The 12,067-nt window shown below is 34.3% G+C and carries 7 protein-coding genes and 1 tRNA gene; 1 reads left to right on the top strand and 7 read right to left on the bottom strand.

Annotated elements, in window-relative coordinates; genetic code table 11:
* Nucleotides 1-108: 108 nt before the first annotated feature.
* From IC221_RS01165 to IC221_RS01140, 6 genes are all read right to left on the bottom strand, one after another.
* Nucleotides 109-1,638 (bottom strand): arylsulfatase, encoded by a 1,530-nt coding sequence (locus tag IC221_RS01165; RefSeq protein ID WP_188167224.1) that lies wholly within the window; start codon nucleotides 1,636-1,638, stop codon nucleotides 109-111.
* Nucleotides 1,639-2,205: 567 nt separating this feature from the next.
* The gene (locus IC221_RS01160) at nucleotides 2,206-2,352 is read right to left on the bottom strand and encodes a hypothetical protein (protein WP_188167223.1); all 147 of its coding nucleotides are present in this window, start codon (nucleotides 2,350-2,352) and stop codon (nucleotides 2,206-2,208) included.
* A 280-nt stretch (nucleotides 2,353-2,632) separates the two neighbouring features.
* Nucleotides 2,633-3,289 (bottom strand): response regulator transcription factor, encoded by a 657-nt coding sequence (locus IC221_RS01155; RefSeq protein WP_188167222.1) that lies wholly within the window; start codon nucleotides 3,287-3,289, stop codon nucleotides 2,633-2,635.
* Between the two features lies 1 nt (nucleotide 3,290).
* Nucleotides 3,291-5,006 carry a PAS domain-containing protein gene (locus IC221_RS01150; protein WP_188167221.1) on the bottom strand — a complete coding sequence of 572 codons (1,716 nt, stop codon included), beginning with the start codon at nucleotides 5,004-5,006 and terminating at the stop codon, nucleotides 3,291-3,293.
* Complete coding sequence (locus tag IC221_RS01145) at nucleotides 4,996-6,753, bottom strand: DcaP family trimeric outer membrane transporter (RefSeq protein ID WP_188167220.1); 1,758 nt, start codon at nucleotides 6,751-6,753, stop codon at nucleotides 4,996-4,998. Before IC221_RS01145 ends, IC221_RS01150 begins: the two co-directional genes overlap by 11 nt.
* A gap of 8 nt (nucleotides 6,754-6,761) precedes the next feature.
* Nucleotides 6,762-8,441: a DcaP family trimeric outer membrane transporter gene (locus IC221_RS01140; RefSeq protein ID WP_188167219.1), complete on the bottom strand. Its 1,680-nt coding sequence runs from the start codon at nucleotides 8,439-8,441 to the stop codon at nucleotides 6,762-6,764.
* Nucleotides 8,442-8,660: 219 nt separating this feature from the next.
* On the opposite strand from IC221_RS01140, the gene IC221_RS01135 reads away from it, so the two are divergent.
* A tRNA-Arg gene (locus tag IC221_RS01135) sits at nucleotides 8,661-8,733 on the top strand.
* Between the two features lie 238 nt (nucleotides 8,734-8,971).
* On the opposite strand, the gene IC221_RS01130 is transcribed toward IC221_RS01135, so the two are convergent.
* Nucleotides 8,972-12,013, bottom strand: a complete 3,042-nt coding sequence (locus IC221_RS01130) for a hypothetical protein (protein ID WP_367397753.1) — start codon at nucleotides 12,011-12,013, stop codon at nucleotides 8,972-8,974.
* Nucleotides 12,014-12,067 lie beyond the last annotated feature (54 nt).

Genomic DNA, 12,067 nt, shown 5'->3' with positions numbered 1-12,067 from the left:
GGTTTTAACCCTAAACTAAGTTGATGTCTATATCGACACCCTTTTTCTCTCATTAATTTTTTGCAATACATTGCAAATTGTGTATCTAAACTTCTTATTTCTTTCTCTTTATTTACTGTTTAGTTGGTTTAAGATAGCTGCGGCCCCAATTCCTGTACCTTTTTGTCTTGGAGGGAAAGCCTTCATACTTTCAGCGAATGCTTTTAATGGTGGTGCTATTGTTGGTAACACCCATGTTTTCTCTTTCATCCATAAGAAATGCCCTGGAGTATCAATCGATCTTTCATAAGGGTCTAATTTCAAATTGACAATCATACCACCCGGCAATTTTTCAGAGTCTTTCAGCCATTCATCTTTTACGGCCAGGTAGATTTTCCATTGATCTACACGTATGGCTTGCAGTTCGTTTTCTGCATAGAAGAAAAACTCTCGTCTTTTTGATTTCCCGTTTTGAGTAAGTACATCCATCTGATTATAACCATCAATATGTACTTTGTACTCCGTTCCGTTGACCTCTTTACCTTCTAAGAGTTCTTCTTTGACGTTATCTTCACCAATCATTGCCATTAAAGTGGGCACCCAGTCTTCTGCTGTAAATAATTCACCACTCCATGTTCCTGCAGGAATATTTTTAGGCCATTTTACTAGCATTGGTACTCTGAAACCACCGTCCCAAGTAGTCCCTTTTTCACCTCTGAAAGAAGCCGTACCCCCACTAGGCCAGTGAGCAAGGTTGACCCCATTGTCAGAAGTAAACATTACAATTGTATTGTCTGCTTCACCAATCTCCTCCAATGTTTTTAGGAGTTCACCTACTAGATAGTCAAGGTGTAAAAGACCATCTGCGTAGGTGCTATGTCCGCTTTTTCCTTTCCACTTTTCGCTTACATAGATCTCTTGATGCATTCTTGATGGATTGAAAAATAAGAAAAATTCTTCATCAGCTTTTTTCTTTGCTTTCAACCATTTTTGAGAATATTCTAATACCTCATCATCAAATGTTTCTTGTCTGAGTTTACCCAGTTCACCTCGGTCTTCAATGACTTGTTTACCCACTTTTCCCCAACGAGGGTCTACAGTAGTATCATCAGTAGTAGTGGCTTTACTGTAAATCACATTTCTTGGTCTGCCAACAAAGTTGGGATCATCAGGAAACTCAGGCTGTTCAGGCATATCCATCATATTTAAATGATATAAAAAACCATAAAACTCATCGAATCCGTGAACGGTAGGTAAATGTTCGTTTCGGTCACCCAAGTGACTTTTGCCAAAGTGTGCCGTAGCATACCCTTGATCTTGTAATAGTTCAGCTAATGTTACATCTTTTGCATTTAGCCCTAGTTTTGATCCAGGCTGGCCAACAGAAGTCAATCCTGTTCTGATCGGATACTGACCAGTAAGAAAAGAAGACCTTCCTGCGGTACAACTTTGTTGTGCGTAATAATCCGTTAGCATCATCCCATCATTACCAATCTTATCTATATTTGGAGTATTTACGGCTCCTAACCCTCTATGATAGATCGACAAATCTTGTGGTGCCACATCGTCTGTCATGATCATGATAATGTTTGGTTTTTTGTCGGCATAAGTCATTTCACTTAAAGCGAAAAGCAAGACAAGAAATAGATATTTTTTCATAATTCTTTCTGATTGATTGTGATACAAAACTAGGTTGTATAAAGTGGGAAATTGAGAGGGAAAACAGGAGTTTAGAAATCTACGTGAAACACACAGTTTGATTTGCAGTTAAAAAAAGCCTTCTCTACAAAGGTAGGGAAGGCTTAAACCAATTAATTATGATGTTTAGTACCTGAGTGTTGATGGGAATCGAGTAATATCACTCAGGCCTATACTGTTTATAAGTTTAGCATCTTGAAGATTTCGCTTACTAAAACCATTAAGTTACTGTTTTCTGTTATCTTTTTTACTAACCTTACAAAGGTAGAGTGATGTTTGTAGAGTTAGATCTGTAAATTCGGTATTAGTGATTTTTGCGTGTTTCCCTTAGAGTGTTGTAAACTATGTTTTCAATGTTCGTAATATTTAGAAATCGGGAGATTTCTGATGATCTGCAAGGCACGAATGTCGCATTCGCTTAACATTCGCGCCAGTGGTAATTTAATTCTCTTTTTTGTTTGGATAAATTCAAACGCAGAAAAGCCCTCACTACAATTGTAATGAAGGCTTAGTTTTTTTTAAAATCCTTTATTCTGAAAACGGTTCTTTTATAGGGTCACCGATAGGATGTTCTGGAGTGATAGGTCCTAACTCCTCATTTTCGTTATTACATGAAGTAGTTGTAAAAAGGCTGAACAATGAGATTATTAATACGAATAATTTAAATTTTTTCATGTTTGTACTATTTGTAAATTATTAAACCGATTTGTCTTTTTTGATATTACAAATGTATAGTACAGTTTTGATAGTGAGGTCTGTATAAACCGGAGTTTCAATTTTTGCGTGTTTCCCTTAGATTGAAAATTGTAGCTATATCGTACCCCATGACTGAAGCCAAGGGCAGGTAATATTGACTCCAACAACACTAAAGTGATGTTTCTACTTTTAACCATCAAGATTGAAATCTTGATGAGGTCATAGTTTTAACTATGGTGCTAGAAACACTCGTTTACTTTTACAAATCATCAAATAATTTACGTTCAATAGCATATAAGACGAGTCCGGCCACGTTTTTTACTCCTGTTTTTTCTAACAGATTTCTTTTGTGTGTTTCTACAGTTCTTGAGGAAATAAAAAGTTCATCCGCTATTTCTTGATTAGAATATTCTTTACAGATCAAGTGCAATATTTCTTTTTCTCTACCTGTCAATGGGATTTCAGAAGACACTCTTTTTTTGGAAGTCGGCACACTCGAAAGCCCTTCCATAATGATATTAGTGACTTCAGCAGAGTAAAATGATTTTCCTTGAGCAACGGATAAGATAGCATTTCGGAGTTCATCTTGCGTGCAATCTTTCAATACATAACCTTTTGCACCGGCAGCTAACATTTTTTTGATATTATAATTTTCATTCATCATGGTTAAGGCTAGTACTTGCACTTCGGGATTTTCCTTGGTGATTACTTTTGATAATTCAATACCATCCATTTCGGGCATCATAATATCTGTGACCACTACATTCACTTCATTGTCTTGTAAAAGTTGTAATGCCTCTTTCCCATTATTGGCTTCTCCTATAATTTGAAATTGCTCCTGAAGTAAGAATGATTTTAAGCCTTCTCTGATCATGATGTGATCATCTACCAATATTACTTTAATAGGTGTATCCATATTATATTCCGAGTTCAAAAATTATTTCTGTTCCTTTCGATTTTTGTGAGGAGATTTGGAAATAAGCCCCCACAGCATTGGCCCTAGTTTTCATACTATTCAACCCAAAAGAGTTCATTTGAGTATTTAAATCAAAGCCATTACCATCATCTTCAATAGTCAATACGATCATATCCGAATGCTTCAAGAGTTGAATAGTACATTGAGAAGCTTCAGCGTGTTTGATCATATTATTGATACTTTCTTGCACAATTCTATACAACGTCATCTCCACAGAAAGTTTCACTCTTTCACTACCTAAATTTTCATAAAAATGAATTTTTGTGTCAGTAGTTCCTTCCAATGCTGAAATTAAAGCTTGAATCGCCAAAACAATTCCATTTGCACTTACAACTTTCGGCATTAAGTTATGTGCCAATGTTCTACTTTCTTGAATCGCCTTTTTGAGGTAGTTGTATGCAATATTAAAATGCTTTATTTCCTCTTCATTTGAAATCACTGATTCAGCTCTTACCTTTTCAAGATTGAGAATAGCGGTTGACATTGTTTGTTGAAGATTATCATGAATCTCCCGTGCAATCCTGCTTCTCTCTTTATCTTCTGTTTCAAGAATTGCATCAACAATTTTTTCATCTTGATGTAACTGCTCAGTGATATCATTAAATGTACCAACAATACGAACGACTTTTCCTTCTTGATAAACAGGAGCACCATGACATCTATACCACCTCAATGTTTTATCTTTTGTATAAAAACGAGCATCAAAATATATCTTTTCTCTCGTCGCTTTGTGATGTTCAATTTGCCCTTGTAATAATGCTTTATCATCCTTGTGTATATGCTCTAAAAGAAAATCGATAGTGGGAATGATTTCATTGTATTCATAATCAAAAAGACGACATCCTTTCGGAAACCAATTGATCGTTTTGTTTTGAGTATTAAAATCCCAGATTAAAAGACCCGTTCCTTCTACGGCTAAAGTAAATCGTTCATCACTCTTTTCTAACTCTTGTTTTACACGTTTTAGATCTTCAACGCTTTCTTTAAAACGTTTATCAACGACCTCTTGCCTCTGTAATCTCTTCCTAATCAAGTAAAATGAAATACAGGCAAAGATCAGTGTAAACAATAAAAAGGTGAGTGAAATATAAAAGTACTTAAATCCTTCCGCTCTGTTCTGCTCCCAAACCGTTTGTGTTTTTTGAATGAAATCACTCTCAAACTGATCCAACTCTTCAGGAATAGTTGAAGTGAGCTTTACATAATCCTCTTGATATAAATACTGAATTGCTGAATCTCGATTTTGTTGATATTGTTGTAGAATTTCTTCCTCCTTTGAGAGTTGACTTTTCAACCTCACTATCGCTTTATTGATCTTCTTTTCTTCTGCCTTTTCAAGTTTCAGCGTATCGATATTGATGTTACTAATTCCATTTTTTAGTGCATTATATTCTTGGAGGTACCTTTCATCTTCACTCGTAATGTAGTGGAGAAGAAGTTGATGAAGTTCACGGCTAGTATCCTCAATTTCATTCTTTATGAGAATACTTTCATGACGATTGATTTGCAACTTCCCAAACTCTTTTCGATTACTGAATAAAGCAAGAAAAAGCAGGGATATAAGAAGAAGAAGTGAGATGATCACTCCAAAAAGTCCAGTAAAAGTGGTTTTGATGTTCATAAATAATGGAATCGTAGATCTATTATCAAATATCATAACGAATATACATCTGAAATCTCCAAGCACTACCTCTTTGACCATCTTTATTGAATCTTTCCCCTTGCACTATACTGACACCCGTTCGGCATCTGTCAAATGGAAACCAAAATAAATTGGCACTGGTATAGTAACTTTTTTCAAATGTATTATCCGGTTGCCACTCGGCATTATCAATCCAAGAGACTCCATTGACGAAGTTTATGAATAAGTTTTGTTTGAAGTAATATTCATAAGTAAAATACCCTCCTGCAGAAAATGGAATATAAATATCATTGGTAGGACTTGCTACAGCATCAAGGTTATATGAAGAAAAGGCAGAGACATAGCGTGTTACACCTCTTCCTCCAATAATTTGATAGTAAATTTTATGTTTATCCTTGAAAGAATTTTTACCAGAAATCATCAAACCATAACCTACTTTTGAAATTACATTATCATCAGGATTATGTTGAGATAAAATTCGGAATAGACCTGCTGCTTGAATCTGACCTCTAGGTAATGTGATTTTATACCTTGAGGCTAGATCAGGCCAAAGTTGTCTCTGGTCGATTGCAATTGTATCCGAAAAATTCCTAGTAGGTGTTTCTAGGCTTATAGCAAACTCGTTATTGTTATTTCCAACCTTTTTTTCATATCGAATTACACCTTGTCTTGTAGAGGAAGAACTACTTGGTCCCTCATTATCTACAGTAAGTGGAGTGGAGTAGAGGTCCGTGAAAGTGGTCCAGGTTTGCCCAACGGTGAGGTAGCCGTATTGGACATAAGCATGCCTCAGTCGAACGTAATCCAATGCATTTCCTCCACCTACAAAATCAAGTTCAATAAAAAGTTTGATGTAGCCTTGGTCCGTGAGAATATTGGAAGAAATACCCAATCTTGATTGACGGGCACTTAAGTAAAAACCGGGATTCAGAATATTATCTTCACCCACTGGAATGTCGTAGGGTGGAAAACCGCCTGTTCTAGCCAGACCATGGAAATCATATAAACCATTGAGTTTGACGTAGCCTCGAATGTCAAAAGGGGTTTGAGCCATTTCAAGATCCTGAGGGTGTTTGTTGTCTACAATTTTGGTGGTGTCAATCTTTATTTTTGGAAGGAAAGTCAATGTCTTTTCATAGCGATTTTCCACAATTACGGTATCTACCACATGCTCTACAGGTTGAATATCCGCCATAATCACATCTTCATCTTCCGTTGTTTTGATTTGGATAATATACTCAGAACTGTCTTTTAATTCGATATCACCCCAAAACGGTAATGCACCATCTCTGTAAGCCCAAATGCCATGTTGTCCTTCGGGTAAAGCCAATTTGATTTCTTTGTAAGGAGCAATCTCATAAGGGTATTGATCTATCTCTACAATGATAGAATATTCTTCAATATTTTCAATATGGAGCAATGCTTCTTTTCTATGAATCTGTCCTTGGAAGTTGGGAACAAATAAGTCAGCCTTGGCGAGGGTATCAATGTACACTAGCTCTTTGCTTAATACAAAACCTCTTTTTCCAGTTTGATAATCCCACACTTTTACAAATTGACTTTCCTCGTGTAAGGGCAGGGCCAAAATGTCTCTTCCTTTTTCCAAACGCATCAAGGCAGGGCTGTTGATGGAACGATGGTCACGGAGATGTGTAGAATATTCAACGGTAGAACGCATCCATTGCCCGAAGGTATTTTGATGGATAAAAACCATTAAAAGAGTGATGAAAAGACGATATGTAGGGGATGAAAACTGCTTCATGGTCATCATTAAATATCGTATCTAATGTACATTTGGAACCGAGAAGCATAGCCTTGCTCATCGTTTTTATTTCTTCGGATTCCATAAATATATCCAACCCCTAATTGCATACGATCGAAGGCGAACCAAAAGCTATTGATACTGCCGTAGTAACTACTTTTATAGCTGTCTTCCGCTTGCCATTCCGCATTTTCCAACCAAGTTACACCACCCGTAATGTTGCTGAAAAGCTTTTCCGACCAATGGTGTTCAAAGGAAAGATATCCACCGGACGTTTGAGGAATAAAAACGCTGTTATCGGCAGGATTAACAAAAGCGTCCATAGAATAATTTCGAAATGCTCTAACATATCTGCTGATGCCTTTTCCGTATACCGCTTGAAAATACAGGATATTATCTTTGTTTTCGATGTACTGTTTACCACTCACCATAATGCCATAACCGGCCGTGTTGGTGACATGATTGGTATTGATATCTGTATGGGAAATGATTCTGAACAGACCAGAAAGTTGCACTTGCCCTTTGTCATATTTGACCTTATAACGGGAACTGATATCAGGATATTTCTGTCGTTGATCTACAGCAATGGAATCCGAAAAAGCGGTAGTGGGCGTTTCAATGGCCACACCAAATTCATTGTCCGTATACCCCACTTTCTTTTCCCATCGGACCATCCCTTGACGAATGGCAATTGAACTGTTCGGCCCTTCTCGATCTACCGTCAAAGGAATTGCTTCAAGGTTGGCGAAAGTGGTCCACGTTTGTCCGATGGTAAGAAAACCGTATTCCGCATAAGCCTGCCTCAATCGGAAGAGCATCTGAATAGTACTTCCTCCCGCAAAATCCGCTTCAATATAGATTTTCAGATAGCCCGTTTTCGCTTTGATATTAGAATAAAACGCCAAACGTGACTGTCTTGCTCCCATATAAAAACCTCTGTCGATGGTATTTCGCTCATCACCAACAGGAATTTCAACCGGCACAAAACGGTCCACATCCGAAAGCCCATTGAAATCATAAATAGCATTTAATTTTACATATCCTCTGATTCCGATTTTGGATTTCGATTCCTCCAAATCCTGAGGGTGTTTATTGTTGACAATCCTCGCCGTATCCACCCTCACTTTAGGAGTGACATTTACCGTGTCTACAGAATAATACTCCGTCAGCACTGTATCCTGATGCGATAAAATAGGATACAGTTCACTTACCAAAACCTCTTCCGTTTCATTGATTTTTAGCACATATTCCGCACTGTCGGCCAGCGTCAAACTTCCCCAAAAAGGAAACGCACCATCCCGGCTGATCCAAATACCATGTTCCCCCTCACGAATCCTCAAAGTGATTTCCTCATAAGGCTGTAACTGATACGGAATCTGATCCAATTCAAAATTAATATCCTTCTTAAACTGATTTTCCAAGTGCAAGGTCGTCCCCCCACGTTTCAGCGTGCCATGATTGGAAAGCTCTTTCAACTCTACCCTAGGCAGAATCTCATACAAGGTCAGGTATTTTTTATACACAAAGCCCCGCTTTCCCGTCTGATAATCCCAAACACGTATATAAGACTCGTTACTATCAATAGGAAGTGCCAATAGGTTTCTCCCGTTTTTTAAGATCATCATCACATGCCCATTAGGTCCATGACTATCACGCATAAATACGTCATGATTTACCTGCGCCTTCATCCATTGAGAAAAAGCTTCATTAGAAAGCAATAAAAAAACAGAAATTAGATAAATATATAGTTTAAGAGAGAATCTCATTGAAAACGAGTTAATTCAGCGGTTAGATTGATCAAAAGAAAGAAATACCTCATACAAAATACATCATTTTACCTTGAATTTGAAAATTATCCTATTGTTTGAGTCTGCTCAAGGTCGTATATTCGCACAAAACAAAAAAATGGCTCCATAGTACAACGGATTAGTACGTAAGCTTCCGGCGCTTAAGATCTGGGTTCGATTCCCGGTGGGGCTACAACTGTTTCAGGGAAGAGGTGAGTGGGAAGAACTTCTTTTTTTTAGAGTTTTTACATTTGATTGAAAAACAATTGTGCAACAAGCTGTTGCACAAATTAAATAGTGAACGCAATGCGTTCATAATTCCAGCTTCTATTTCAAATGTCCCCCAGTCTGGGGGACAAAGTATTTAATGGACCATAAGAAAATTGAGACAGAGTACAACTGACACTCCCAAATAATATGATTAACTAGCTCTATAGACTTTTATCGTAAATAGACTTAATACTAATTGAATCAAAGTCTTTTCTAAGATTGAATGTTTTTTGTTCAGTGTTAATGTTAGCAACCATAAAGTCTTCCGTTTGGCATCTCTCTAAAAGAGAAAACTCTCTATCTGTATAAGGAATTTGCTTTTTCCGATTATGAGAGAAAATATAACTCCATGTTTTGTAATCACGTTCTCTTTCATGAAGCAACGCTATATTTTTTTGTATAAAAGCTTTATCAAAGTTTTGGTTAGTAAAAACATCAATTAAATCTTTATTAGTACTTCTTAAAATTTTTCGTATTAAAGAATCGTCTAGATCAATTTTTCTATCTAAATATAAATCAATAATATAGTTTGATACTTTAGATGAAGAAGTTATTATTTCTTGAGGGATAAGTTGAATGTAGGTATTAAGTTCTTTTTCTTGATCAACCTTATTTTCAAGGTAATAAAATGATAAGTCTTCATCAAAATGATTTAATATCTCAATGAGAACTTTATGGTTTATATTATCATGAGTTACTAATTCATTAACAAATCCCTCATATTCAAGGTCTACTGTTTCAAGCTCTTTTAGAGTATTAATTAAAGGTTTATATGATGGTGGTTGATAATTGACATTAATAAACCCAACTATTGCGTCATCAATTTGTTTTTTATTGCCTACATAATATTTTTCTATATTGGTCCAAGTTGGTTCTATTCTATTATTTTCGATAGCTGTCAGTTTGTCGTCGTCTTTCTCAAATTCATCAATATTTGTAGTGAATTTTTTTGTGTTTATAATTTCGTTGGCTGATTCTGGTTTCAAATATTCATTGTTCAAAACATGAAGTAACCATTTAATTTCACCATTTTTAACTGTATTAGAACTGTCATCTTCTAGATAAATATTTGAAACATAATCATTAATATTACTATCAATATAATTGATTAAGTGTGATAAGTCTTCTGATTTTTTGTGGTCTAAATAATATGGAGAAAAATCATTTACTTCAAAGTAATGAATAATTACATTTACTATATATGTTTCTAATTCATATCTATTATTTTCATAGATATGCGTAAAAACGTCCTTTAGTTTTATGTTTAAACTATCAGTAGATTTCGGCTTTGTAAATTTAATATCTAGAAAGTCAACAAGAGCTATAATACTTTCTTGGGATTGTAACAGCTCATCAAAAGATAATAAATCAATAGAATGTGTAAGATAGCTTTTGAAAGAATCAGACCGATTTAAAGGGTCATAACAATCTTTATCGATTGAACATAAGATAAGCTTTAAATATTCAATCTTTTGTGGCGAATTAATACCAGAGATATTTTCAATCCTAACCCATAAATCGTTATCATTTTTGATAAATATTTTAATGATATTTTGAAATAAGTCAGAACTATAGTCTTCTTTCTTAGATATGTATTCAATAACCTCCTTGAAAAAGTTACTTTGTAGAATTTTATTTACAATAAAGGTGAATTTTTCAGTTTGACTATTTTCAAATAAGTGCTCTAGCATGTTATGGTTGAAACAATACGGGTTTTTTAAATCATGTTTAAGTTTTTCTATTACTTTCTTAGGGTTGGAAATTGATGTTTCAAAATCGAAATTTACATTGGTTGGTGTTTCACCACTTTTGATTTTCATAATAAAATCTCGATCATCAATACTTAATGAACCAGGTCTAAAATGATTGATATAAAAATTATAGTCTTCTCCGACATAACCATATCTTAATAAAGTGATTAGGAGTTTATGCTTCTTATAATCATTTAAAATTTTATTGTTAATCTCATTTATGTTCAATAAATCTTTCAATGTTACAGTATTAACATTATTCAACTTACTGCTAATTTTTTTAGCCTCTTTATCATTAAAATCAATTTGCAAACCGATATTAATTAAAGATCTTTTATAAGATACTTCTTCAATAATTTTTTGTATTTCATTAAAAGAAGCGGAATGATTTCCTACTATGATTGTATCTCTTTCTATCCAAGTTTCAAAAAGATCATTCTCCAATAAATCTTTGAATGAATAATAATTACTACCATTAAAATACAATCTTGATCCACTATGAGGAGTAGTTTTGAAAGCAAGTTCAGTAATATATTTTCTCCTATGTTCTTTTACTAGTGATTCGAAGGTATCATTTGTGAAATCTTGTATTTTTTCTTCAAGAGACTCTATATATAATTTTTTATATTCTTTTTTCTTATCTATTATTTCATTCAGTACACTTTTTCCAATAAGGAGTTTATGAAAATCTTCAGGACAAAGTATTTTATAACATATCATTGCGAAGATTTTAGATTTTATTATTTTCTCTTTTTCAGTCTTATTGTCTTTATCGTTAGCTGTTATCTCATTTTTTATATCTGTCAGTTTTTCCTCATAAATTTCGTATTCATTTAAAATTGAATTTACGATTCGGTTATCCTGAATATATATAGAAATATTGTCAATAATTTGCCTTAATAGCTCATTATTATCTTTATGATTTAAGTCTAACTTCTTATATAATGTAGCTTCAGCATTTGCAGAGTTTACATGTGGAATAATTGGAATAATATAATCAAAGAATTTAGTACGTTCTTCTGGAAGTTTAAATAAAGAATCTTTAATAGCATATACGAAAGTGATCTTTTGTTTTATCTGATCATTATTATTCAAGATAAAGTTGATTTCTCGGAGATTTGAAAAAACTTCAATACAATCAAATCTATCAATATCTTCAAAAATGACAACATCATATTTTGTTCTTTTGAAGAAATAAATTAACTCATCGATATATTTGTTGAAAAGAGATTCTTTAAAATCATGATTAAACTCAACCTCAGATTTGAGAAGGTTAATTTTTTTAATGCTTTTAATCTGTAAATATCTTATAAGGAAACACAGTGCTATTACTGAACAAGCGATGAATAGTAGTATTTGAAAAGTTTTATTTACTTCAAAGCTGAATATATCAATTTTGAGATGTTCCGAAGTAAAGTTTTTTAAATAACTGACCTTTCGCTCACCAAAAATTTGCGAATGGTAAAAGTATAAATATAAGGATGCTAAATTAAGCTGTTTTTAGAC

The sequence above is a fragment of the Flammeovirga sp. EKP202 genome (genome assembly GCF_014534745.1).
GTDB lineage: Bacteria > Bacteroidota > Bacteroidia > Cytophagales > Flammeovirgaceae > Flammeovirga.
Note: the sequence above shows the minus strand (reverse complement) of the source record. Positions and strands in the feature narration are given on the sequence as shown.